The sequence below is a fragment of the Neisseria mucosa genome, assembly GCA_003028315.1.
In the GTDB taxonomy this organism is placed as follows: domain Bacteria; phylum Pseudomonadota; class Gammaproteobacteria; order Burkholderiales; family Neisseriaceae; genus Neisseria; species Neisseria mucosa.
The window spans coordinates 2,522,349-2,547,366 of the sequence record CP028150.1; the positions used below are offsets into that span (position 1 = coordinate 2,522,349).

The following is a 25,018-nucleotide window of genomic DNA, read 5'->3' on the forward strand; positions in this document are numbered from 1 at the left end:
AGTTTTATTTTGTACTTTATGTTTTGTTTTTGTTTTTTAATGGAATAAAACATGGATGAGGTCGTCTGAAACTGTGTTTCAGACGACCTGTGTGTTTGGAGGATGGTTTGAGGTAGGGGATTTCAAAGTTTGTGGCAGATGTCGCCGAAGCGGAAACCTGTCCAGTCGATATCGATGTTTTTGCCAAAGGCGATGACTTTGAAGAGTTCGCCCATTTCGTGCTGGTCGGTCAGTTTTTGTACGGAGGTGCTGGTACGGAGGTAGTCTGCCGTGCCTGGAGGGGCGGTTTGTGCCAATAGGTCGGTAATGCCTAGGTTGAATAGGAAATGGGACTGGGGCAGGTAGCCGATGAGGTCTAGCCCGCCGTCGGTGCCTGCTTGGGCAATATCGGTAAAGTTGACGTGTGCGGTCAGATCAGTCAGGCCGATATGGAAAAACGGGTCGTGAACGGTGTGGTGGCGGTAGTGGGCGATGAGTGTGCCTTCGTCGCGTTGCGGGTGGTAATACTGGGCGGCGTCAAAACCGTAGTCGATAAATATCATGCCGCCGCGTGTGATTTTTTGCGCGAGGGTGAGAATAAAGGCGTATTGGGCGGGGTGTAGCTCGCTGGTGTAGGGGTGTTCGGTTTCGGGAAAATAGGTGGCGGCTAACTGGAGGAGGTCGGGTTGTTTCAATGGTCGCGGGCTTTGTTCAAGCTGTCCGTCTGGGGTGATGGAGACGCCGATGTGTTGAAAGGTGTTTTGAGTGCGGCGGATGATTTCAACAGGCATGGCATCGAGGACTTCGTTGCCAATGATGATGCCGTCGAAGGATTCGGGCAGTTCGGTCAGGTGTATGACTTTTTGTGTCAGTTGCGGAGTGGTCTGTTCGGCGATGAATTGGCGTTGGCGTTCGGCAAGCTCGGGGGAGAGCTCGATGATGTAGTAATGCTTGAGGTCGTCTGAAAGGCTCTTTAATAAGGTGGTGGCGAGATGTCCTGTGCCTGCACCGAATTCGTAGATGTTGCCGGCGGTTTGCGGGAGAAGTTCGGCAAGTTGTCGGACGAGGGTTTGTCCGAACAATGGGGTGAGGGTGGGGGCGGTAATGAAATCACCGTCTGTACCGATTTTATGGCTGCCTCCGGTGTAGTAACCGTATTCGGGTGTGTAGAGTGCAAGCTCCATGAATCGTGAGAAAGGAACCCAGTTATTTTGGGCTTTTATTTCCTGTGTGATGATTTCAAATAGTTTGGAACTTGAGGCTTGCGCGGTAGGGGAGGGGAGGGGAGGGGAGGTGTGCCTTCATAACCGTTAGATAATGTAAAATTTGTGAATTTATTTGTCTATTATAACGTGAACGGAAAAGGGGCGTTTTTTCATTTTTTTATACCATATATTGTGTTTAAATGTGATTTTTAATACTACATATTGTGTTTTTAAAAACCAAATCAGGTAAAATGGGTGGTTCGGCTTGTTTGTTTGTTTGGTTAAAATACTGTTTTTTAATGATTTTGTTGTTGCATATGTACTGGGATTTTAGAGTAGGGCGATTTGACCGAGGCGTTAAAATTTTTTATAGTGTGGGCTAGTGGGGCGATGTGGGTAAAAGTGTCTGCATTGCCCAAAAAATTCCGATTTAAACCGATAGGACGAAATTGTGTTTGGTGGCGCTCACGAATTGAGTATTGACAGCAAAGGGCGGTTGGCAATTCCTGCCAAGTTCCGCGATATTTTGCTGCGCCATTATACGCCGTCGATTGTGGTTACTTTGGATTCCCGTCAAAAATTGCTGATGTATCCGGAGGCTGAATGGGCAAAGGTTGCCGAGCAGCTTTTGCACCTGAAAACGGCAGGAAATCCGATGTTGCAGCGTTATCAAAATCTTCTGCTGCACAATGCGGATACGCTGGAATGGGACAGCGCCGGCCGCGTACTGATTCCTGCCAATCTGCGCAAACGGGTGGATTTTGAAAAAGACGTTACCTTGGTCGGTCGCGCCAATCGTTTGGAATTGTGGGGCCGTGATCAATGGGAAGCTGAAATGACTCAGGCTTTGGATGATGATCCTGAAGAGTTGGCATTCCAATTAAGTCAGACGGATTTGCAATTGTGAGTAATGCTGAATATCAACATATCACCGTTTTGTTAAACGAGGCGGTTGATGCTCTGGCGGTTCGTGAAGACGGTATTTATGTAGATGGGACGTTCGGCAGGGGAGGGCACTCCCGATTGATTTTGTCCCGTCTGGGCAGTCAAGGTCGTCTGATTGTGTTTGATAAAGACCCGCAAGCGATTGAGGCGGCGCAAAAGCTGGCCGAGCAGGATGGGCGCGTTACGGTAGTCCATGACGGGTTTTCCAGTTTTCAGACGACCCTGGATAAGCTGGGTATTGAAGAAATAGATGGTGCGTTGTTTGATTTGGGGATTTCGTCCCCGCAGATAGATGATGGCGCACGGGGTTTCAGTTTCCGTTTTGATGCACCTTTGGATATGCGCATGGATCCGACGCGGGGAATGTCCGCTGCAGAATGGATTGCAACAGCATCAGAACAGGATTTGCACGAGGTTATCAAGAATTATGGTGAAGAGCGGTTTAGTCGCCAGATTGCGCGCGCCATTGTTACGCAACGGACAGAAAGTCCGATCGATACAACCCGCAAGCTGGCGCAGCTCGTGGCGCAAAACGTCCGTACTCGTGAGCGAGGGCAAGACCCTGCGACGCGCACCTTCCAGGCAGTTCGCATCTTTATTAACCGCGAGCTCGAAGAGGTAGAGGCGGTTCTGCCGCAAGTGATGAGTCGTCTGAAACAGGGCGGGCGTTTGGCGGTTATCGCGTTTCATTCGCTTGAAGACCGCATCGTGAAACAGTTTGTCAAAAAGTATTCGCAACATCCTCCTTTGCCGCGCTGGGCGGCAGTAAAAGAAGCGGATTTGCCTCTGCCGCCGTTAAAGGCAGTGGGAAAGGCGATAAAGCCGGGTGTTGAGGAAACCGCCTCCAATCCGCGGGCGCGCAGCGCAGTTTTACGCGTGGCAGAGCGGACGGGCGGTGAGATTGCAGAATAAGCATTATGTGGGGCAGGTGTCCTCGGAACAAACAGATTGAGGTCGTCTGAAAACAATGAATAAATTAAATATCCTTTTGTTGGTCTTGGTATCGGTATCTGCTTTTGCGGTGGTCACTGTGCAAGACCAATCACGTTTGCACTTCATCGCTTTGGATAAAGCGCAAAAGCAGGAAATTAAGCTTGATCAGGACTATGCACGCTTGAAATTGGATCAGGCGCGGCTGGCGAACCACAAGCTGATTAAGGTGGCGGCTGAGAAGCAACGCCTCAAACCGCCCGGCGCTGATAATACCGTGATGGTGGAACGAAAAAAATAATATAGCCGGCTTATCCGGTACTGCAAATTGGTGCCGTTAGATAAAGACACGGTTCGGGTGATTATGAATTGAGATGTTAAGATGTTGATTAAAAACGAATATAAACCGAGCATGCTGCCCAAGGCAGCCAAAGCTAAAAAACCCATCACCAGTGATGGGCGGATTTCTTTGGTGTTGTGGCTGATTGCGGCTGCGTTTGTCGGACTGCTGGCTCGCGGCATCTATTTGCAAACCACGCAGCATGAATTTTTGAAAAATCAGGGCGATCAGCGTTTTGTCCGTACCCTGACTTTACCTGCGTCGCGCGGCATGATTACGGACCGTAACGGTGCGACTTTGGCGTTGAGTGCACCGACTGAATCTTTGTATGCCATGCCTTCCGGTATGGAAGAAATGCCGACTGCCGAACAGATGGCTAAGTTGGCGGCTATTGTTGAGTTGCCTGTTGAGGCATTGCAGGAAAAATTGGTGAAAAAAGATAAAGATTTTATTTATCTGAAGCGTCAACTCAGCCAAGAAAAAGCGGAAGAAATTAAAGCTTTGGGCATTAAAGGCTTGGCATTCCAAAAAGAGCTGAAACGCCATTATCCGATGGGTAACCTGTTCGCACACGTTATCGGTTTCACCAATATCGACGGCAAAGGACAGGAAGGCTTGGAATTGTCGCGAGAAGACAGTCTGCATGGTGCTGACGGCGCGAAAGTGGTTTTGCGCGACAATAAAGGCAATATCGTCGATAGTTTGGATTCTCCGCGCAACAGCGATCCGAAAAACGGGCAGGACATGGTTTTGTCTTTGGATCAACGTATTCAAACACTTGCCTATGATGAGCTGAATAAAGCAGTGGCTTATCACAAAGCCAAAGCAGGTACGGTGGTAGTATTGGATGCGCAAACCGGCGAAATCTTGGCTTTAGTTAACAGCCCTGCCTATGATCCCAACCAACCAGGCAGCGCCGATAGCGAACAGCGCCGCAATCGAGCCGTTACCGATATGATTGAGCCGGGTTCTGCCATGAAGCCGTTTACGATTGCCAAAGCATTGGATTCCGGCAAAGTCGGTGTGGCTGATCGTTTTAACACCATGCCTTATAAAATCGGTCCCGCTACCGTACGCGATACCCATGTGTATCCTACTTTGGATGTGCGCGGCATTATGCAAAAATCTTCCAACGTCGGTACCAGCAAACTGTCTGCAAAATTCACGCCTAAAGAAATGTATGATTTTTATCATGATTTGGGTGTGGGCGTGCGGATGCACTCCGGTTTCCCCGGTGAGACGGCCGGTCTTTTGAGAAGCTGGCGCAGATGGCAGCCGATTGAACAGGCAACCATGTCTTTCGGTTACGGCTTGCAGTTGAGCCTGCTGCAATTGGCGCGTGCTTATACCATGTTGACACACGACGGCGAATTGTTGCCGGTCAGCTTTGAGAAACAGGCGGTTGCGCCCAAAGGCAAACGCGTCATTAAAGCTTCGACCGCGCGTGAAGTTCGTGATTTGATGGTTTCTGTAACCGAGCCCGGTGGTACGGGTACAGCAGGTGCGGTAGATGGTTTCGACGTCGGCGCGAAAACCGGTACGGCGCGTAAGTTGGTCAACGGACGTTACGTTGATAACAAACACGTCGCAACTTTCATCGGTTTTGCCCCTGCCAAAAATCCCCGCGTGATTGTGGCGGTAACCATTGACGAACCGACTGCCAATGGTTACTACGGCGGCGTAGTGGCAGGTCCGGTCTTCAAACAAGTCATGGGCGGCAGCTTGAATATCTTGGGCGTTTCCCCTACCAAGCCTCTGACCAATGTTGCAGCCGTCAAAACACCGTCTTAATCCGAGTATCAACGAGATTATTTTATGTTCAGCAAGTTAACCCCTTTAGCTGAAACCAACTTTCCGCCTCTGCTGTGTGCAAACGCAGCAGGGCGTTTGTTGCATTCAGACAGCCGTCAAATTAAACAAGGTGATATTTTCGTTGCCTGTCAGGGCGAATATACAGACGGCCGCAGTTATATCCCCGCTGCCATTGCCAACGGCGCGGCTTTTGTTTTTTGGGACGACGACGGCAAATTTGCGTGGAATCCCGAATGGAAAGTCCCCAATCAAGGCATCAAAGATTTGAAACACCGTGCCGGCATGTTGGCGGCGCAAGTTTACGGCAACGTTTCAGACGACCTCAAAGTCTGGGGCGTAACCGGCACCAACGGCAAAACCTCCATCACACAATGGCTGGCGCAAGCCGCCGATTTGTTGGGCGAAAAAACCGCCATTATCGGCACGGTCGGCAACGGCTTTTGGGGCGCATTGGAAGAAACCACGCACACCACCCCCGCCCCCGTCGATGTCCAAACCCTGCTCTACCGTTTCCGTCAACAAGGCGCAACAGCCGCCGCGATGGAAGTCTCCAGCCACGGCCTTGACCAATCGCGCGTCAACGGCGTGCCATTCCGCAGTGCAATCTTCACTAACCTCACCCGAGACCACCTCGACTATCACGGTACGATGGAAGCCTATGGCGCCATTAAGTCACGCCTGTTTTACTGGCACGGCTTGAAACACGCCGTCATCAACGTAGATGATGAATACGGCGCAGAACTCGTAGGTCGTCTGAAAAAAGACTGCCCCGATTTGATCGTTTACGGCTACGGCTTCAGCGAACACGCCGACATCCGTATTGTTCATTTCACCGCTTCTTCAGATGGCATGGAAGCCGTATTCCAAACGCCATGGGGCGAAGGCCGCTGCCGCACACGCCTGCTCGGACGGTTCAATGCACAAAACCTTGCCGCCTGCATCGCCTTGCTTTGTGCCAACGGCTATCCGCTTGATAAAGTATTGGATGTGCTGGCAAAAATCCGTCCCGCCTCAGGCCGCATGGACTGCATCATGAACAGCGGCAAGCCCTTGGTCGTTGTCGATTACGCCCACACGCCCGACGCATTAGAAAAAGCACTCTCCACTTTGCAGGAAATCAAACCACAGGGCGCGGCTTTGTGGTGCGTATTCGGCTGTGGCGGCAACCGCGATCGCGGTAAACGCCCGCTGATGGGCGCGGCAGCCGTACAGGGCGCGGATAAAGTCGTCGTCACCAGCGACAACCCGCGTTTGGAAAATCCGCAAGACATCATCAACGATATCCTGCCCGCCGTGCCCGCGCCCGAATGCGTCGAAGCCGACCGCGCCGCTGCCATTCGTTACGCAGTCGAACGTGCCGCCGCAAACGACATCATCCTGATTGCCGGTAAAGGACATGAAAACTATCAGGACATGCAGGGTGTGAAGCATCATTTTTCTGACTTTGAAGTTGCAGAAAAAGCCTTGGCAGAGCGGATATAACAACGAGTACCAAAGTTTTCAGACGACCTGAAGGCCATCAAGGTCGTCTGAAAACGTTTATCCTCTACAATAAAAGCAACACGACACACGCATTACGGCACGTCAGCCATTAAACCCATCACAGTTGTTTCAGACGACCCCGATTTGGAATTTTAAAGGTCGTCTGAAAAACGAGGAGACCGATTTGATGCTGAAAATGCCGACAAAACCCCTTTTAATCAGTGCAGCCATGATTTTATTTGCGGGCTGTACCACCAAACAACTGCCACGCCCGAACGCCGAAATTGCTGAGCTGAGGGCGAAAGAACCGCCAACGGCGCAAAGCCTGCCCAATCCTGTTAAAGGCAAGCGTTTTGACGATACTTGGGGCGCAGCGCGCAGTCAGGGGCGCAGACATGAGGGCGTGGATATTTTCGCTAAGAAAAACACGCCGATACGCAGTACGACGCCCGGTATTGTAACCAAAATCGGGCGCAACCGATTGGGTGGCAAGGTCATCGGCATCCAAGGGCCGGGCGCATGGCACTATTATGCCCACCTCAACAAATTCGCCAACGTCCGCCTGTATGAACGTGTGAAAGAAGGACAGGTCATCGGCTATGTCGGCAAAACCGGCAATGCCAAAACTACGCCGGCGCACCTGCATTACGGCGTGTATTTGCCAAACGGAGCGATCAATCCCTATCTGCTGATTAATCAGGACAAATAGGTCGTCTGAAAAAAGAGTGAGGCAATGAACGCAAAAAAATTGGTCAAGGCAACGAATATTATCGGTATGGTGGCAGTGACACTGCTGGTGTACTGGGTGTTCGCGCTGATATTGATTCAAGTTTTCGGACTCAAGGTGTTCCGTGAACACATTACAGAAATTTTCCTGATGAGTATTCTAGGGATTTTTGCTGTGATGGGCGGTACGCTGATGCTGAACATCATGTTGAATCTGACCCGTATTGCCGAGCGCGGGCAGGAAGAAGAAGTCCGTGGCGGCAGGAAAACCGTATATCTGCTGTTGGCGGTATTTCCTATTTTGGCAGCGCTGCTGTTCGGCGGCAATTACCTGACTATTCAACAAAAACGGGATATCTTAATCCAATCGTCGGAGCGCATCGTCAAAGACAATTCTGCTCAACTCGATGCGTTGGCCGATTACCGTTTTGACTTGGCGTATATCAGAAAAACGTCGGAAATCTTGGATTTGATGGCTAAAGACGATTCTTCGTTCAACGCTGCTATGGTTATCGTGCCGGATAAGATCGGCAACAAACCGGTTTATCTGGCTTTTTCAGCCGACTCCACCCGCCTTACCCTGAGTGAAGAAGTCGTGCCTGCCGCCAATCAGAATGCAGAAGGTAGCGATAATTTCGTCGTGAATCGAAATGGTGAGAAAGTGGCGGTCAAGAAAACGGACTATGTCTATTCCCCGGATTTGAAGGGGCGCGAATACCTGCAAAAAGTATTTGCCGGACAAACCCAGGAAATGCGCTATGAAGCGGAAGATGGTCATTACAGCCTCTGCCATCCTTACCGTAAAAACGGTAAAACCATCGTATTGTGTTTCTCCGATTATCAGGAGTACGGAAAAATCGGTAGCTGAGTGTGGGAAAATCGGTTTCAATAGTACAGGAATACGTCAAGTGAATGATTTACAAGAAGTATTGCTGAATAAGTATGTAGAGATTTTAAACAAACCGGAACATCAGAACTTATTGCGTGCAATTAGCAATAAAGACAATAAATTATCCAATATCCATTTGGGCTTTGTCCCTGAGCATTATGAAAGCGCAGAACATAAAATTCTGATTGTCGGTCGAGAAACACGAAGTTGGTACGATAGCAAGAAATTTGATGAATATCATGCCGAAAATGTAAGGCAACTGATGTCGTTAAGCAAAGATTTTATTTGGCGGAATTTGACTGGGGATTTAAAAAGAAACACAAAAGGAGCAACATTTTTCAATTTCGTCCGCAAGGTTGCCAAGCGAAGTGGGAATGAGGGCATCTTGTGGGCTAATATTTTTGCGGTGGACTATAAAACTAAACATCCTAAACATTCGGATTGGTTCGAAGATATAAAAACACTTTCCTGTAAATTGTTACGTGCCCAAATTGAAATTTTAAAGCCACAGATTATTCTTTTCGTGAGCGGAGACGGCGGCGTAGCGGCGCGGAGGGAGTGCTTTCCTGATTTGTCCGGCTCGGATCAAGGCATAAACGGCTTGAATAAGGGAAAACTGGAAAAATTTTCTTTTGAAGGTAATAAGGAAATAATATGTTACCGAGCACCTCATCCCAGTACCAGAAATCGAGAAGGAAGGCGTGCTTTAAAGGTGCTCGTCGAAGAGTTGCTGCCTTCTGCCAAAGTGTAAAATGCCTTTGCAACAAAATGCCTGTTTGAAAAAAACAAACGAAAGAAACCATGAAACCACTAGACCTAAATTTCATCTGCCAAACCCTCAACCTTCCAACGCCGTCTGAAAACAAACCCGTGTCGCGCATCGTAACCGACAGCCGCGACATCCGCGCGGGCGATGTGTTTTTCGCATTGGCGGGCGAGCGGTTTGACGCACATGATTTTGTTGAAGACGTATTGGCTGCGGGTGCGGCGGCGGTTGTGGTTTCGCGCGAAGATTGCGCTGCAATGGACGGCGCGTTGAAAGTCGATGACACGCTTGCCGCATTGCAAACGCTGGCGAAGGCGTGGCGCGGGAATGTGAACCCGTTTGTGTTCGGCATTACCGGCTCGGGCGGCAAGACGACGGTGAAGGAAATGCTGGCTGCGGTATTGCGCCGCCGTTTCGGCGATGATGCCGTGTTGGCGACGGCGGGCAACTTCAACAACCATATCGGCCTTCCGCTGACTTTGTTGAAATTAAACGAAAAACACCGCTATGCCGTGATCGAAATGGGCATGAACCATTTCGGCGAACTGGCAGTTTTGACGCAAATCGCCAAACCCGATGCCGCTTTGGTCAACAACGCCCTGCGCGCCCATGTCGGCTGCGGTTTTGACGGCACGAACGATATTGCCAAGGCGAAAAGCGAGATTTATCAAGGCTTGGGCGAAAACGGATTGGCTTTGATTCCGTGCGAAGACGAACACGCCGCCGTGTTTCAGACGACCTCCCAAGGTCATCAGCAACAGACTTTCGGCGTCGATAGCGGCAATGTCCACGCGGAAAATATCGTGCTGAAACCTTTATCGTGCGAATTTGATTTGGTGTGCGGCAACGAGCGCGCAGCCGTGGTGCTGCCCGTTCCCGGCCGCCACAATATCCACAACGCCGCCGCTGCCGCCGCGTTGGCTTTGGCGGCTGGTTTGAGTTTGAACGATGTGGCGGAAGGTTTGAAAGGCTTCAGCAATATCAAAGGTCGTCTGAACGTCAAAGCCGGCATCAAAGGCGCGACCCTGATTGACGATACGTACAACGCGAACCCCGACAGCATGAAAGCTGCGATTGACGTGTTGGCGCGTATGCCTTCGCCGCGTATTTTCGTGATGGGCGATATGGGCGAACTGGGCGAGGACGAAGCCGCCGCCATGCACGCCGAAGTCGGCGCGTACGCCCGCGACCAAGGCATCGAAGCGGCTTATTTTGTCGGCGACAACAGCGTCGAAGCGGCGGAAACGTTTGGCGCGGACGGTTTGTGGTTCGCCGCCAAAGACCCGTTGATTCAAGTGTTGAGCCACAATTTGCCCGAACGCGCCACCGTATTGGTGAAAGGTTCGCGCTTTATGAAGATGGAAGAAGTGGTCGAGGCGTTGATGGATAAAGAGGCCGTCTGAAAATGAAAAGTCGCGGCTTTGTGAAAGCCTTATTGCTGATTGCCGCGTTAATTGGCGCGTTTTATGCCGGAATGCGGACGCAGGCGTATCTTTATGAGGACCTTTGTCTGGACTTGGGCGGCGGCAAGCATCCGGGAAATGATCCGATTTGCGTGATTGAGAAAGACGCGAACGCCGCCTCCGCTCCATAACACCGCCAGCGGTCTGGATAACGGATAAAAGTTCCCTAAAAACCTGAATATAAAGTGAACTTCATTAAGCCCTGACTGTCATAACCTGCTTGATAATCTACAAAGGTCGTCTGAAACTTTTTTCAGACGACCCAAAAACCAAACTTTAAAACGGGCGATAAGCCCAATGTAACAACAAAAACAAAAGGAAGCCCCATGTTTTTATGGCTTGCACATTTCAGTAACTGGTTGTCCGGTCTGAATGTCTTTCAATACACCACATTCCGCGCCGTCATGGCAGCCTTGACCGCCTTGGCGTTTTCCCTGCTGCTCGGTCCATGGACCATCCGCAAACTGACGCAATTAAAAGTCGGGCAGGCAGTGCGCACCGACGGGCCGCAAACCCATCTCATCAAAAACGGTACGCCGACGATGGGCGGCTCGCTGATTCTGACCGCAATCACCGTGTCCACAATCTTGTGGGGCAACTGGGCAAACCCGTATATTTGGATTCTCTTGGGCGTATTGCTCGCCACGGGCGCGCTCGGTTTTTACGACGACTGGCGCAAAGTTGTCTATAAAGACCCCAACGGCGTTTCTCCCAAATTCAAAATGGTTTGGCAGTCGAGCGTCGCCATTATCGCCGCGCTTGCCCTGTTTTACCTTGCGTCCAATAGCTCCAACAACATCCTGATCGTTCCCTTCTTCAAACAAGTTGCCTTGCCGCTGGGCGTGGTCGGTTTCGTCGTTCTGACCTATCTGACCATCGTCGGCACTTCCAACGCCGTCAACCTCACTGACGGTCTTGACGGGCTTGCCGCCTTCCCCGTCGTCCTCGTTGCCGCCGGCCTCGCCATCTTCGCCTATGCCAGCGGACACTCGCAATTCGCCCAATACCTGCAACTGCCTTATGTCGCAGGCGCGAACGAAGTCGTGATTTTCTGTACCGCCATGTGCGGCGCATGTCTCGGATTTTTGTGGTTCAACGCCTATCCTGCGCAAGTCTTTATGGGCGACGTCGGCGCGTTGGCTCTGGGTGCGGCACTCGGTACCGTTGCCGTCATCGTCCGCCAAGAGTTTGTCCTCGTCATCATGGGCGGTCTGTTCGTCGTCGAAGCCGTGTCCGTTATGCTTCAGGTCGGCTGGTATAAGAGAACCAAAAAACGCATCTTCCTGATGGCGCCTATCCACCACCACTACGAACAAAAAGGCTGGAAAGAAACCCAAGTCGTCGTCCGTTTCTGGATTATCACCATCGTCTTGGTGCTAATCGGATTGAGTACGCTGAAAATCCGTTAAATATTCCGATCAATATCGAAAAGGTCGTCTGAAACAGATTTCAGACGACCTTTTTTATTTTTTGAGAGAAACAGAAATCACAGGATTTGCTTTGACGGCTTGCAAAAGTATCTGTTTGAAACGATACTGTGATTGCTGTCCAGGCCTTTAAACTTAATCGGCATTACTCCGCCCAAATCACCGTTTCCGACGCATCGCGGCGCGGTTTCGGGGTGATGTCGCGCACACGGTAGCCGAAGGTTGCGGCGACGGACAAGCCGTAATGTTCAGGGTCGAGCAATCCGGCTTCGGCAAGGATTTTTTCTACTGCGGCATACTCCATGCCTTCGATAGCGCAAGAATCGATGCCGAGCATCGCCGCGCCGGTGAGCATATTGCCCAGCGCGATGTAGGTTTGCTTGCTTGCCCAGTCAAACAGGGCGCGTTCGTCGTCGGCGATGGGCATATCGTGGGTTTGGAAACGGCGGTAGCGTTCAAATGCGCCCGCCCGTTCTTCGGCAGTCAGACCGCGTCTGTCCATCAATTCTTCAAAAGCGGGGCTGTCGTAGCGGGCGTGTTTTCGAGCCAACAGGAAAACGACGTGGCTGGCATCCGAAATGGAAGCCTGCATCCCCCAGGCGAAGGGTTTGATTTTTTCGCGCAATGCCGCGTTTTGCACGACCACAAACTGCCACGGCTCGCAGCCGACGGAGCTGGGCGAAAGCCGTCCGAAGTCAAGGATGGCGGTAAAATCTTCGGCACTGATTTTGCGCACGGGGTCGTAATAGCGGACGGAAACGCGGCGTTTGAAAATTTCGAGGGCTTGTTCGCGGGTCAGTATCATGATGATTCCTTTGATTGAGTATGGGAGGGGCTTCCTTTCGGACAATCAGAATGGTCAAACGTTCGCAAAGATTGCAACACCAGCGGCATCGAAACCGTTTGACGGTTGTGTGCAGAAAGGTAGGCGGTGTTAATCAGCTCCAGCGATTTCAAGCCTTCGCGCCCATCGACAACAGGATCGGCCTTGCCGCGCAACACATCGACAACATTGCGATAATATAGCGGATGCCCGAAACCGTACACCGACGTGGTTTCGTAATTGGCGGTTTTGACTTGTTCGTCGTAATCGCGCTCGTCGGCAAAATTCCATTCCTGAATTTCGTTCACCGCCATGCCGCCGATGCGTACCGTGCCGGTTTCGCCCAAAATGGTAATCGAGCCTTCGAGGTTTTTCGGATAGGTACACATGGTTACCGCCATCGAACCGAGCGTGCCGTCGCGCCAACGGAGGTTCATCACGCCCGTGTCTTCGGCTTCAATTTTGCGGTGGGTCGCAATCATCGCCTGCACTTCCGTCACCGGGCCGATGAGCCATTCCATCAAATCGACGTAGTGGCTAGCCTGATTCATGAACGCGCCGCCGTCCAGCTTCCAAGTGCCGCGCCAACCGCCTCCTTGGTCGTAATACGACTGCGGGCGCGTCCAAAAAACATTCAAATGCACCATATAGATTTTGCCGAAGCGTTGTTCCGTGACCGCGCGTTTGAGTAGTTGCAGCGTGGCGTTGAGGCGGTTTTGTTTCACCACAAACAAGCGTTTGCCCGCTTTGTCGGCAGCTTGAACCATGCGCTCGCCGTCCGTAAAGCAGGTTGCCATCGGCTTTTCGGTAACGACGTGAAAACCCGCTTCCAACGCCTCAACTGCCTGTTCGGGATGCAAACCGGAAGGCGTGGTGATGACGATTACGTCGGCATCGGTTTCGGCAAGCATGTCCGTATAGCAGGCATAGCCTTTCGCACCGGTGCGCTTGACCGCCGCCTCAAGCACGGCAGGATCAATGTCGCACACGGCAACGAGTTCGCAATCTTCTTGCAACACTTCAAAAGAACCGAAATGGTTGTTGGAAATACGGCCGCAACCGACTAAGGCGAATTTGATTTTACGATCGGAGATGGGTTCAGACATTTTCAGACGACGTAACAGAAAAAATGGGGGGGATTATAGTGACATTTTGGTGAAGCGTTATAGACGGAAAAGCGCAAAGATATCGTCTGAAAATCTGATTTTGGTTTTTCAGACGACCTTTTACTTTAGGTTTGGTTTGTCTCTCTTAGAGTGTTTGCTAGAAATGATGTGCAGACAGCATCGTTTGACGTAGAAATGAAGGAACAGACATTTTCTGTTTTAATTCCCCCTATCGGCAGTTTACCGTCGGAAGGCGATATGTTTTACGGATTTGTTGTGGCAACATCGGCTTTCCTGTGTTTCGGATTTGGAAACTACATCATCAAAAACAGGTGGTTGAAGGCGGCAGCATTATGTATGGGCTGGGTTTTTATGGTTTTCGCACACGCAGAGATACAGCGGATAATCAGTGTATATACTGCTTCTTCAATCTGGCACTATTTCTTTCTTTTGATTGCCGAAGTGGTTTGCCTTATCTTTTTGTTCCGTAGATTTTCCCGATGAGATCGTCTGAAAACCGTTTTCAGACGACCTTATATATTGCGCTCCATCAGGGGCGCATATTTTTAATTCTTTTCTATTTCCTGAACTCTTCCCTGACGATGTCCAGCCAAGCCCTGAGCGCGGGGGTAGGGCGCTGGTGTTTTTTCCAGGCCATCGTCAGTTGCCAGCGGATTTCGGGTTCGGTCAGCGGGACGGCGGCGAAGGTGTCGGGGTTGATTTTGCGGGCGTAGTATTCGGGCAGAAGGGCGATGCCCATATGGTGCGCCACCATGTCGGCGAGCAGGTCCCATTGTCCGGTGCGGCAGACGACGTTGGGGGTGAAGCCTTGGCTGCGGCAGGCGGTTTGGATGGTTTCGTTGAGGGAAAATCCTGAGCCGAACAGGATAAAAGGTTCGTGTTGCAGGCTTTTGAGGCTGAGGGCGGCATGGCGGGCGTGGGCGCGCGGCATGAGGACGACGAGCGGGTAGTCGCAGAGGGTAATGCTGTCGAAGTCTTCGTGGACGGGGGCGAGCAATTGTCCGGCGTCGAGTTCATTGTTGCGCAGGGATTGTTCGATGGCGAGCGAACCTTGTTCGAGGAAGGTCAGTTCGATGCCGGGCCATTGGCGGCGGAAGCGGAACAGGGCGTTGCTGAGCAGGTCGCTGCCGAGCAGTGCCAAACCCAGCCGCAGCGTGCCGCTTTTGATGTGGCGGTAGCCGTCGATGCGGGCGAGCAGCAGGTCGCGTTCGTGCAGGAGGTTCAGCGCGTGGCGGTACACTTCTTCGCCGATGGGCGTGGTGGCGACCTGGCGTTTTTTGCGGCCGTTTTCTTTAACCAGCAGCGGCACGCCCAGTTCTTCTTCCAATGCCTGTATGGTTTTGCTGACGGTGGGCTGGGTCAGGTTGAGCGCGGATGCGGCGGCGGAAAAACTTTGCAGGCGCACGAGTTCGGCGAAACAGTGCAGGCTTTTGAAGTCCATTATTCCTCTCATGCATGATTTTGGTGCGGATAATTCATATTATGCGCAAACCGCATCCTTATAATCAAGCCTTCGTTTTGGATTACGGATGGATAAACCTTATGGATACACTGACGCGATTTTTTCAGACGACCTTGCAGCTTGCCGTAGTCGGCTTGGTGTGGCTGGTGTCTGATTTGATGGTGCGCTTTGCCCATCTGCCTGTTTCTTCGGGCGTATTGGGGCTGTTTTTAATGCTTGCGCTGCTGGGTTTGGGCGTAATTAAAACCGGCATGGTCGAGCGCGGCGCCAAATGGGTGTTGGGCGAACTGGTGTTCTTCTTCATCCCGATTATGGTATCCGTGTTGCAGTACCGCGATTTGCTGATGTCGGAAGGCTGGCAGCTCGTGCTGACGATTGCGGTCGGCACTGCGCTGGTGATGATCAGCACGGCGTTGACGCTGAATTTCTGCTACCGCTGGAAACGCCGCCTGTATAAAAAACTGCATGCCTGATAGGGAACAAAAATGGATTACGCCGCGCTCGCCTGCTTCGCTTGGACCTGCTTCGCCTATTTTGTGGCGAAAAAAATCTACCGCAAAAAACCGCTGATGATTTTCTCGCCCGTCGTGACCGTTTCGGTCAGCACCATCGTCCTGATGCTGCTTTTGGGCATTTCCTACGACACTTACCACAAATACACGCAAGGCATCGTTTTCCTGCTCACGCCGGTAACGGTCGCTTTTGCCATTCCGATTTATGAAAACCGCGAAGTCATCCGCCGCCAGCTTCCCATCCTGTCGATAGCGATTTTGGTCGGCATGTTCGTCGGCGTGGCCAGCGCGTTTTTGATGGGCAATATGTTCCACTTCGACAGCGAAGTGACCAACAGCCTGATGGCGCGCTCGATTTCCACGCCGTTTGCCGTCGTATTGGCAAGTGAAATCCACGGCTCGGCGTCACTGGTATCACTGTTCACCATCATCACCGGCTTCGTCGGCATGATATTCGGCGATTTGTTTTTAGCGTTCACCCGCATCCGCTTCCACACCGCCAACGGCGTCGCACTGGGCAACGCCGCCCACGGCTTCGGTACTTCCCGCGCCGGACAACGCCACGAAACCGAAGGCGTGATGGCGAGCCTGACCATGATTTTGGCGGGGCTGTTTATGGTCATCATCGGGCCGAGCATGGTGCATTTGGTGGTTTGGCTGATGGGCTGAACGGCAGTTTTACAAAGGTATTGGCAACGTCGTCTGAAAAGCCGTTAAGTAAATTCTGATGGCAGTATGGTGCCTTGCTGATATTTATTGCAAAATATAGCGAGGGCGCGTTGCCTGTGAAAAAATGATTTGGTTTGAGACCGATTCAGCAGAATCGAAAATACCCATATCGGCGTTGCACCCTGCTTATGCCAGGCTATGGCAAAAATGATGGAATTGGGGCTTTTCTTTGAATTGACTGTGTTGATGATAAAAAGGTCGTCTGAAAATTTTCAGACGACCTTTTTTGATGACAAACCTTACCTATCGTCAGGCTTTTGGTTTTTCTGACGTAGTTTTTTTGGCGGTTTTTTTGCCTTCGGTAGGCGTGATGTAAGAATAGTAGTAGTCGTAAGTGCTGTTAGCCTCGCGTTTCATGCCATTGAGGATAACGCCTTTGATGGTGATTTTGTTTTGACGCAGGCGTTCCGCACTGATAGCCAGCTCTTTGGTAGTCGTATTGCCGTAGCGGCTGACCAGTAGGACTGTGCCTGCATGTTGTCCGACAACGACGGCATCGGTTACCGCCAAAACGGGCGGGGTGTCGATGATGACGTAATCGTAACGTTTTTGCGCGTTTGACAACAGTTCTTTGAAACGGTTGTCCATCAGTAGTTCGGACGGATTTTTAGGATAGCTGCCGGCACTGATGAGGTGCAGGTTGGGGATATTGGTTTGGATAACGGCTTGGGCAGGGGAAACTTCTCCAGACAAAATGTCGGACAGGCCGAATTCAGGTGTTACGTTCAGCAACTGATCCAGATAACCTTTGCGCATATCGGTATCAATCAGCAGGACGCGTTTGCCGGACTGCGCCATCACGGTGGCAAGGTTGGCGGAAATGAAGGATTTACCTGCTTCCGGAGCCGCACCGGTAATCATGAGGATATTATTGCGGGCGTCCAGCATGGAGAAGTAAATGTTGGTACGCAGGGCGCGGATGGCTTCGACGGCGATGTCGGTACTGTCTTCGTTTGCCAAAAGATAGGTGGAACGTCCTTTGAGCGATTTGAACTTGCGTTTGATAAGGTCGCGTTTTTGCTGGGTTTTTGAATGCGGGATAAGTGCCGAAACTTCGAGATCGAGGGCTTCGATTTCTTCAGACGACGTAATGCCGCGGCGCATGCGGCCTTGCAGTAGGAACCACATGGAGGCAAGTGCGCCTGCGGCAAGCGCGCCCAACGCTGTGATAACGGCTTTGCGGGGGGCAATCGGCTTTTCCGGCGTGTAGGCATGGTCAACGACACGGACGTTGCCTTGCGCACTGGCTTTCATGATGTTGAGTTCTTGTTGTTTCGCCAAGAGTTGGACGTAGGTCGCTTGGTTGGTTTCTACGTCGCGGGTCAGGCGGATGACTTCCTGCTGGGTGTTGGGCAGGCCGGCGATTTGCTGGTTGATTTTGCTCTTGGCGCGTTCGAGTACCGCCAATTTGTCCAAAACGGCTTTATAGGAAGGGTGCTCCGGAGTGTATAGTTCTGCCAAACCTGCTTCTTCGGTTTTGAGCAGGGTGATTTGGGTTTCGATGCTGGTCAGGCTTTCAAGCGCGCCTTTGGACTCAAGCGGAATGTCTAGAGAACCGGATCGTTCGCGGTAGGCGTTGAGTTTGTTTTCCGCATCTTGCAAGGTTTCTTTCAGACGAGGCAATTCTTCGCTGATGAACGCCAAGCCGCTGGAAGCGACTTGAACATCGCGTTCGCGGTTTTGGGAGACGTAATTGTCAGCGATGCTGTTGAGAATAGTGCTGGTTTTTTTAGGATCAGTATCGGTATAGGAAAGGTTGATGATGGGGCTGGTTTTACCTTTACTGATGACCGAGAGCTTGTTTTTCAGATTTTCGATAGCACTGAGTTTGGAGAATTTGGTCAGCTCGAAATCTTGATCTGCCTCAGCAAGAATGCGGTCGACTTTTAGAACGGTTTCGTTATTGATTTTAAGGGGCGCACCGACATGGCCTTCTTTAGTCGTACCGTCAGGGAGTGTCAGCAGGTAGGTTTTGCTGTCTTTGACAGTCAGTTTGAAGGGTTTGTTGATCCAGTCCTCAGAAACGGTGAACGCGCCGATTTTTAACATCGGGTCGTCGCTGCTACTGAGGTTGTGCACCATATTCCCGAAAATCGGGAAGTAGGTGGCTTTGATTTCTTGATCAAGTTGCAGGTCTTCAACGGTTTTGCCCAATACCAAACGAGATTGAACGAGCTCCACTTCTGCTTCGGACGGTGCAGGTTCGTTGGAAAGCATATTGTTGATTTCGGTTAGAATCTGGTTTTGTTTGGTTTCGATTTCCAACATGGCGTCGGCACGATAGAGCGGGGTGGAGGCCAAACCGATTACGGCACCTGCCAATCCGCCTGCCAAGATTGCGGCGGCGATTTTGTTTTTGTTTTGCCACAGGCTTTGCATTTGTTGGCCGAAGTCGATTTCGTCGTTGCCGGCAGGGGCTGATGAGGGATATTGTTTGTACATCAGTGGACTTTCTTCTTAAAACGGGTTCTGTTGTGCGGAGGATGGAGATTATTGCTCTGCCTGTCCGCTCAGTTTATCCGCCCATGTATTGGCGGCTTGTTCGATTTGTAGGAAGACCGCTTCGAACATTTCACTGCTTTGTTTGAATGGGTCGGGTATATTTTTTTTCGGCAGCCATTGGGCAAGCAAAAAGGCTTTACTGCGCGCAGACGGCTGGATGTCGGCAACCATGTCGATATGTGCCAGCTCCATGACCAAAATCAAATCCGCTTCGTCGCACATTTTGGGTGTGAGTTGGCGGGCGGTATGTCCTGCGACGATAACGCCGTGTTTGAGGGCGGTTTTAATGGCTTGGAAGTCTGCATCTTTTCCTGCCAATGCGTTAATGCCGGCAGAACTGATACGGTGGTTGGGCAGTTTTTTCTGCAAAATACGTTCTGCTGTCGGAGAACGGCAGATGTTGCCCATACATACTACTAAAATATTTTGAAACATAAGGGAAGCGGTATTTTTTTCTTGTAGGGTCAAATCATTATAAAACAGTTTGCGGTCGGATATTTTTCGGTCCGGATGGTAATTTTGTTCATGCACCATTCAGACGATTCGTACCCGAACCACTATTTGCCTGACAACGGCTGCTGTCAGGCTGTCAGGTTATTTGAATGTGTTGTCGATAGAGTTGACGTTGGTTACGAAACTGGTTAATTGAGACACTACGCGGTTCCAACGGGTAACCGGTGCGGCAGTTACATAAACGATGTCGTTGGGGCGAAGGTCAAAGTCGTTACCCAATGCGTAAGCAGTCGCGTCTTTCAGGTTAAGTTGGTAAATGTGGATAGGTTTGACTGCGTCTTCAGGCGCGCGGCGGATGACGAATACGCCGGTTGCATCGGCTTGGGTTTGGTTCATCCCCCCGGCCTCACCCAGTGCCTGTGTGATATTTAAGCCGTGATTGTCGATAGGCAGGGTGGCTTGGCGGCCGACTTCGCCCATGATGTATACTTTGCTGTTGCTGTTGTTGGGGATGTAAACGATGTCGCCATTGCTTAAGAGGTGGTTTTGCGACATATCGCCGTACTGCATGATGTTTTGCAGGGAGATGGTGCGGTCAACGCCGTTGTGCGTCCATTTGACGTTGTGGGTGTCTGCGTTTTGCGCCACGCCGCCCGCTTGATTGACGGCATCGAGGATGGTCATGGGGACGTTGGTAATCGGCAGTTGTCCGGCTTGTCCGACAGCTCCGGAAATGGAAATGCGTTGCGAGCGGAATTCGGTTACGTTGATGGTAACTTGGGGGTTTTTAAGATAGCGTTTCAGACGACTTGTCAGGATGTTTTGCAGCTCGTCTATGGTTTTGCCTTGCGCTTGGATTTTGCCGACCAGCGGGTAGGTGATGTAGCCGCTTTCGTCCACCCAGGCGCCTCGGCTGACTTGGTTGCTTTGCGGACTGCTTTGTTGGACGGGGGAGTTGAGGTCGGTGTGCGCCCAGACCATGATGTTCAATACGTCGCCTTTGCCGATATGGTATCGGTAGGCGGCTCTGCTGTGTTCGAGGGCTGCGTTGGTTTGCGACAACACCGGCGGTTTGCGCATTTTTTCAACGAGGCCGAAGGTAATCGGATAGATGGCAACTCGCTTGTCGAATTTGGTGTCTGCTACGGTTTCGTCATTATCGTAAATGATGGCTTTGTTGCGTGTGTTGATGGTGGAGCCGGGTATGACGGTAGTGCTGTTGCAGGCGGTCAGTGCCATCAGCGACAGGCTGATAAAGGCAAGCTGTTTTTTCATGTCGGTATCCTTGTCAATCTTATCATCGGGATCGTCCGAAAACTCTCAGACGACCTTTTTTGTAGGGTATCTTACTTTATCGGTAGGGTGTTTAATGTGTCTGCTGCCAAACCAAATCGCAAATATCGTCTTTGGGATTAAAGCCGGCAGGGGCTTCAAGCAGCAGGGCGCGCAGGGTTTGTTGGTCTGAATTTGAGCACGCTAAGTCCATACGCATAATTATGTCATTTAATTGCGCCCATGGCAGCATTACTTCGCTGGCGGTCATAATTCGGGGATGAGTGGTTTTTTGCACTTCGTCTCCGATGAGCAACTCTTCGTAAAGTTTTTCGCCCGGACGCAGTCCTGTAATTTTAATTTCGATATCGCCGTCGGGATGTTGGGCATCTTTCAATTTCAGGCCGCTAAGCGTAATCATTTGTTTGGCTAAGTCAATGATTTTAACAGATTCGCCCATATCCAACACGAATACGTCGCCGCCTTTGCCCATCGCGCCCGCTTGAATGACGAGTTGGGCGGCTTCGGGGATGGTCATGAAGTAGCGGGTGATGTCTTGGTGGGTCAGGGTGATGGGGCCGCCTTCGGCGATTTGTTTTTCAAACACGGGGACGACGGAGCCGGAGGAGCCTAAAACGTTGCCAAAACGCACCATACAGAAGCGGGTCTGTTGGCCGGGTTCGGCGGCGAGTGCCTGCAGGCAGAGTTCCGCCATGCGTTTGCTGGCGCCCATGGTGTTGGTCGGGCGTACGGCTTTGTCGGTGGAGATGAGCACGAAGGTGCTGACTCCGGATTCGACGGCGGCCTGCGCGCACAAGAGCGTGCCGAAGACGTTGTTGCGAATGCCTTCGATGGTGTTGAACTCGACCATGGGGACGTGTTTGTAGGCGGCGGCGTGATAGACGGTTTCAACGCCGTACGCGGTCATGACGCTGATCAGGCGTTCTTTGTTTTGCACGGAACCGAGCAGGGGGACGACTTCGATTTGACTGCCGGCAGCTGCCTGAGTTTCGCGCAATTCTTTGTCTATGCTGTACAGGGAGAACTCGGACAGTTCGAACAGCAGTAATTTGGACGGGCGGCATTTCAGGATTTGGCGGCAGAGTTCGGAGCCGATGGACCCGCCCGCACCTGTTACCATTACGGTTTTGCCGGTAATGTCCGCACCCATGAGTTCGGGGCGGGGGGCGACGGGGTCGCGGCCGAGTAAATCGACGACGGAGATTTTTTTCAGCGCGCTGACTTTGATTTTGCCGTCCACCAAGTCTTTCATGCCGGGGATGGTCAGTACTTCGCATTTGTATTTTTCGAGGCTTTGGATGATGCGGCGGCGTTCTTCCTGAGTGGAGCTGGGGATGGCGAGCAGGATTTTTTCCACACCGTAGCGGTCGATGAGCGATTGGATGTCTTCAGGACCATAGACGGTCAGGTCGTAGATGACGGTGCGGCGGATTTTGGGGTTGTCGTCCACAAAGGCGACAGCGGAATATTCGTTGACCTGTTTGATGGCTTCCAACAGTTGGCGGCCGGATTGTCCTGCTCCGTAAATGATGACGGGCACCATTTGTTTTTTGTGGCGGTCGGTCAGGATGGCACGCAGAATCATGCGCGAACTGGTAATACAGACGACCAGCAGCAAGAAATAAACGACGGGCAGGGCAAGGTGCAGCTTGCGCTCAAAAATCAGGGTAGTCAGGCAGAACAAGACGGCTGAAATCAGGCTGCCGAATGCGGCAGCGGTCAGGACGCGGGTACTGACGAAGCGGGTAACGGCTCGGTACAGCCCCAGTTTGACAAACAGCGCGATGGTCAAAAAAGCAGTCGAGCCGAAGGCAAGCCAGTTCGCCATGCTTGCCCATTCGTCGGAATATTGGGCTTTAAGGCTTTGTGCAAACCAAAAGGCGATAAAAACCATCAAAATATCATGGATGACGAAGAAGGTTTTTTTGACGTTGCGGGGCAGGGATAACAGGGTTTCCAAATTCATTTTGGTATATTCTGAGTAATGTTGTCGGACAGGGTTTCAGACGACCTCAGCCATACGAAGGTCGTCTGAAAAGACGTTTGTTGCTACGGAGCATTGGTTTTCCGTATGTGTCGGCTGCTTGCCGGTTCCCTTTTTTATTCGGCTGAAGCGGTAAACCGCCGCCGTCCCGATGATACGGGCGCGGCGGTTTGTACTTTATGCTGTGGCTTCTGCCAACACAGCTTCGATGTGTTCTTTGCAGAACGCGATTTCGTCGTCGGTCAGCGTCGGATGCACCAAGAACATCAGGCTGGTGTCGCCCAGTTCGACGGCGTTTTTCAGCCGCTCTTTCGGCCGCCACGGCGTGTTGTCGAAGGCTTTTTCCAAATAGACTTCGGAGCAGCTGCCTTGATAGCAGGGGACTTTGCGCGCGTTCAGTTCGCTGACGATGCGGTCGCGCGTCCAGCCTTCTTTGAGGTGTTCGGGTTTGACGAAGGCGTAGAACTTGTATTGCGCGTGTTCGATGTAGTCGGCGACTTCAATCAGACGGATGCTTTTGAATTTGCCCAAACTTTCTGCCAGCTTGGCGGCATGCGCTTGGCGGCGCGCCGTCCATTCGGGCATACGTTTGAGCTGGATGCGGCCGATGACTGCCTGCATTTCCATCATGCGCCAGTTGGTGCCGAAGCTTTCGTGCAGCCAGCGGAAGCCGGGGGCGTGTTCGCGGTGGTACACAGCGTCATAGCTTTTGCCGTGGTCTTTGTACGACCACATTTTGCTCCACAGCTCTTTGTCGTTGGTGGTGACCATGCCGCCTTCGCCGCCGGTGGTCATGATTTTGTCTTGGCAGAACGACCATGCGCCGACGTGTCCGATGGAGCCGACGGATTTGCCTTTGTATTTCGCGCCGTGCGCTTGGGCGCAGTCTTCGATAACCCATAAATCATGTTCTTTTGCCAAGTCCATGATGCCGTCCATTTCGGCAGGCATACCGGCGAGGTGGACGACGATGATGGCTTTGGTATTCGGCGTCAGCACGGCTTTGATGGTTTCCGCGCTGATATTTTGGCTGTTTAAATCCACGTCGGCGAACACGGGGTTTGCGCCTGCGGTAACGATGCAGGAAGCGGAGGCGAGGAAGGTGCGTGAGGTAACGATGACATCGTCGCCTGCGCCGATGCCCATTGCTTTAAGCGCAACATCAAGCGCCAGTGTGCCGTTGGAAAGGGCGACGGCGTATTGCGTGCTAGCGAAGGCGGCGAATTCTTTTTCAAATTCGCGGCATTCGGTGCCTGTCCAGTAGTTGACTTTGTTGGACAGCAGGACTTTGGAAACGGCATCGGCTTCTTCTTGGGTGAAGCTCGGCCACGGGGAGAGGGATGTGTTAAGCATTGGCTTTTCCTGCGAAAAGGCTGGTGGAGTCTTTGGGGGCGACTTCTTCCAGCAGTTGGCGGTTGATCAAGGTGTATTTTTGACCGTCGATTTCGACGTATGCGCCGTCGTAAGGCGGGAACCAGAACGCGCGGATTTTTTTCTCGACATCGTCGCCGTCATGGATTTGCTTCATCGCTTCCATTTCATCACGGCTGACGTAGCGGCCGCCGATGTTGGGCGTGGTCGGCAATTTGGCTTGCGCTTCGACGGCGCGGGCGATAATGCGTTGTGCGAACGGCTCCAATGCCTGCATGGTCTTGCGTTCGAGCGATTGGGCGGTTTCGGCAGAAGAATCAATGGGGAAGCGGTCCACTTCGATGATTTCGCCGGTGTCGATGGAGGCATCGACGTAGTGGGCGGTGCTGCCCCATTCGGACAATTCGTCCATGATGGCAAGGTTGTAGCCGCCCGTGCCTTTGTATTCGGGCAACAGGGCCGGGTGGAAGTTGATCGTACCCAAGCGCGGGACGGTCAGGAATTCGTCGCGCAGTTTGCGCCAGTAGAGTACGGACAAACCCAAGTCGTATTTCAGACGACCTTCTTTCATTGCTTCCAAGGCGGTGTCGAAAGTGTAGAGCGGCAAGCCCAATTCTTTGGCGGCGGCAGCCGTCGGTGAGCCTTGCAGGTGGCTGTCGGTCAGTACGCCGACGATTTCGATGCCGTTTTGTGAAGATAAGAGCCGGAGCAGGTTGGCGGAAAGCCGTTTACGTCCCATGAATAATATTTTTGTCATGAAATAGTCCTTTTGGCATTGTGAGTGTACGTTTGATTATG

The 25,018-nt window shown here is 51.8% G+C and carries 24 protein-coding genes and 1 pseudogene; 14 read left to right on the forward strand and 11 right to left on the reverse strand.

Annotation, left to right across the window (positions count from 1 at the left end):
- Positions 1-122: 122 nt before the first annotated feature.
- The gene (locus NM96_12830; protein AVR80072.1) at positions 123-1,163 is read right to left on the reverse strand and encodes an S-adenosyl-L-methionine-dependent methyltransferase; all 1,041 of its coding nucleotides are present in this window, start codon (positions 1,161-1,163) and stop codon (positions 123-125) included.
- A 472-nt stretch (positions 1,164-1,635) separates the two neighbouring features.
- Between NM96_12830 and mraZ the strand changes: the two genes are divergently transcribed.
- From mraZ to NM96_12880, 10 genes are all read left to right on the forward strand, one after another.
- Positions 1,636-2,091, forward strand: coding sequence for a division/cell wall cluster transcriptional repressor MraZ (gene mraZ / locus NM96_12835; protein ID AVR80073.1), 456 nt, complete (start codon positions 1,636-1,638; stop codon positions 2,089-2,091).
- Positions 2,088-3,041 (forward strand): 16S rRNA (cytosine(1402)-N(4))-methyltransferase, encoded by a 954-nt coding sequence (locus NM96_12840; protein ID AVR80074.1) that lies wholly within the window; start codon positions 2,088-2,090, stop codon positions 3,039-3,041. The genes mraZ and NM96_12840 overlap by 4 nt, the downstream gene beginning before the upstream one ends.
- A gap of 55 nt (positions 3,042-3,096) precedes the next feature.
- The gene (gene ftsL / locus NM96_12845) at positions 3,097-3,360 is read left to right on the forward strand and encodes a cell division protein FtsL (protein ID AVR80075.1); all 264 of its coding nucleotides are present in this window, start codon (positions 3,097-3,099) and stop codon (positions 3,358-3,360) included.
- Positions 3,361-3,441: 81 nt separating this feature from the next.
- Positions 3,442-5,190, forward strand: coding sequence for a penicillin-binding protein (locus NM96_12850; protein ID AVR80076.1), 1,749 nt, complete (start codon positions 3,442-3,444; stop codon positions 5,188-5,190).
- A gap of 24 nt (positions 5,191-5,214) precedes the next feature.
- Positions 5,215-6,693, forward strand: coding sequence for a UDP-N-acetylmuramoyl-L-alanyl-D-glutamate--2,6-diaminopimelate ligase (locus tag NM96_12855; protein AVR80077.1), 1,479 nt, complete (start codon positions 5,215-5,217; stop codon positions 6,691-6,693).
- A gap of 187 nt (positions 6,694-6,880) precedes the next feature.
- Complete coding sequence (locus NM96_12860; protein ID AVR80078.1) at positions 6,881-7,402, forward strand: M23 family peptidase; 522 nt, start codon at positions 6,881-6,883, stop codon at positions 7,400-7,402.
- A 24-nt stretch (positions 7,403-7,426) separates the two neighbouring features.
- On the forward strand, positions 7,427-8,287 hold the full coding sequence (locus NM96_12865; protein ID AVR80079.1) for a peptidase: 861 nt from the start codon (positions 7,427-7,429) through the stop codon (positions 8,285-8,287).
- A gap of 40 nt (positions 8,288-8,327) precedes the next feature.
- On the forward strand, positions 8,328-9,059 hold the full coding sequence (locus NM96_12870) for a hypothetical protein (GenBank protein ID AVR80080.1): 732 nt from the start codon (positions 8,328-8,330) through the stop codon (positions 9,057-9,059).
- A 50-nt stretch (positions 9,060-9,109) separates the two neighbouring features.
- Positions 9,110-10,477, forward strand: coding sequence for a UDP-N-acetylmuramoyl-tripeptide--D-alanyl-D-alanine ligase (locus tag NM96_12875; protein AVR80081.1), 1,368 nt, complete (start codon positions 9,110-9,112; stop codon positions 10,475-10,477).
- 2 nt (positions 10,478-10,479) lie between these two features.
- Positions 10,480-10,668 carry a hypothetical protein gene (locus NM96_12880; GenBank protein AVR80082.1) on the forward strand — a complete coding sequence of 63 codons (189 nt, stop codon included), beginning with the start codon at positions 10,480-10,482 and terminating at the stop codon, positions 10,666-10,668.
- Between the two features lie 35 nt (positions 10,669-10,703).
- On the opposite strand, the pseudogene NM96_12885 reads toward NM96_12880, so the two are convergent.
- Positions 10,704-10,865, reverse strand: a pseudogene (locus NM96_12885) (sugar ABC transporter permease).
- Between NM96_12885 and NM96_12890 the strand changes: the two are divergent.
- Positions 10,864-11,946 (forward strand): phospho-N-acetylmuramoyl-pentapeptide-transferase, encoded by a 1,083-nt coding sequence (locus NM96_12890; GenBank protein AVR80083.1) that lies wholly within the window; start codon positions 10,864-10,866, stop codon positions 11,944-11,946. The pseudogene NM96_12885 and the gene NM96_12890 overlap by 2 nt on opposite strands.
- Before the next feature lie 163 nt (positions 11,947-12,109).
- On the opposite strand, the gene NM96_12895 is transcribed toward NM96_12890, so the two are convergent.
- Both NM96_12895 and NM96_12900 read right to left on the reverse strand, forming a co-directional pair.
- A complete protein-coding gene (locus tag NM96_12895; GenBank protein AVR80084.1) occupies positions 12,110-12,769 on the reverse strand; it encodes an NAD(P)H-dependent oxidoreductase in 660 nt (219 codons plus the stop codon).
- The gene (locus tag NM96_12900; protein AVR80085.1) at positions 12,766-13,893 is read right to left on the reverse strand and encodes an oxidoreductase; all 1,128 of its coding nucleotides are present in this window, start codon (positions 13,891-13,893) and stop codon (positions 12,766-12,768) included. Before NM96_12900 ends, NM96_12895 begins: the two co-directional genes overlap by 4 nt.
- 150 nt (positions 13,894-14,043) lie before the next feature.
- Here NM96_12900 and NM96_12905 point away from each other — a divergent pair, with 150 nt between their 5' ends.
- The gene (locus NM96_12905) at positions 14,044-14,397 is read left to right on the forward strand and encodes a hypothetical protein (protein ID AVR80086.1); all 354 of its coding nucleotides are present in this window, start codon (positions 14,044-14,046) and stop codon (positions 14,395-14,397) included.
- 73 nt (positions 14,398-14,470) lie between these two features.
- Here NM96_12905 and NM96_12910 read toward each other — a convergent pair whose 3' ends face one another.
- Positions 14,471-15,355: a LysR family transcriptional regulator gene (locus NM96_12910; GenBank protein AVR80087.1), complete on the reverse strand. Its 885-nt coding sequence runs from the start codon at positions 15,353-15,355 to the stop codon at positions 14,471-14,473.
- A gap of 14 nt (positions 15,356-15,369) precedes the next feature.
- Here NM96_12910 and NM96_12915 point away from each other — a divergent pair, with 14 nt between their 5' ends.
- Both NM96_12915 and NM96_12920 read left to right on the forward strand, forming a co-directional pair.
- Positions 15,370-15,849 (forward strand): hypothetical protein, encoded by a 480-nt coding sequence (locus NM96_12915; GenBank protein ID AVR80088.1) that lies wholly within the window; start codon positions 15,370-15,372, stop codon positions 15,847-15,849.
- A 12-nt stretch (positions 15,850-15,861) separates the two neighbouring features.
- Positions 15,862-16,557 carry an LrgB family protein gene (locus NM96_12920; GenBank protein ID AVR80089.1) on the forward strand — a complete coding sequence of 232 codons (696 nt, stop codon included), beginning with the start codon at positions 15,862-15,864 and terminating at the stop codon, positions 16,555-16,557.
- Between the two features lie 309 nt (positions 16,558-16,866).
- Here the strand turns inward: NM96_12920 and NM96_12925 are convergent, their stop codons facing one another.
- The 6 genes from NM96_12925 to NM96_12950 all read right to left on the reverse strand — a co-directional run bounded on the left by NM96_12925 (position 16,867) and on the right by NM96_12950 (position 24,977).
- Positions 16,867-19,059 (reverse strand): tyrosine protein kinase, encoded by a 2,193-nt coding sequence (locus NM96_12925; GenBank protein ID AVR80090.1) that lies wholly within the window; start codon positions 19,057-19,059, stop codon positions 16,867-16,869.
- A gap of 48 nt (positions 19,060-19,107) precedes the next feature.
- A complete protein-coding gene (locus NM96_12930) occupies positions 19,108-19,554 on the reverse strand; it encodes a low molecular weight phosphotyrosine protein phosphatase (protein ID AVR80354.1) in 447 nt (148 codons plus the stop codon).
- 159 nt (positions 19,555-19,713) lie between these two features.
- The gene (locus NM96_12935; protein AVR80091.1) at positions 19,714-20,847 is read right to left on the reverse strand and encodes a polysaccharide export protein Wza; all 1,134 of its coding nucleotides are present in this window, start codon (positions 20,845-20,847) and stop codon (positions 19,714-19,716) included.
- 91 nt (positions 20,848-20,938) lie between these two features.
- The gene (locus tag NM96_12940) at positions 20,939-22,831 is read right to left on the reverse strand and encodes a nucleoside-diphosphate sugar epimerase (GenBank protein AVR80092.1); all 1,893 of its coding nucleotides are present in this window, start codon (positions 22,829-22,831) and stop codon (positions 20,939-20,941) included.
- A gap of 195 nt (positions 22,832-23,026) precedes the next feature.
- Positions 23,027-24,202 (reverse strand): aminotransferase, encoded by a 1,176-nt coding sequence (locus NM96_12945; GenBank protein AVR80093.1) that lies wholly within the window; start codon positions 24,200-24,202, stop codon positions 23,027-23,029.
- A complete protein-coding gene (locus NM96_12950) occupies positions 24,195-24,977 on the reverse strand; it encodes a formyl transferase (protein AVR80094.1) in 783 nt (260 codons plus the stop codon). The genes NM96_12945 and NM96_12950 overlap by 8 nt, the downstream gene beginning before the upstream one ends.
- Positions 24,978-25,018 lie beyond the last annotated feature (41 nt).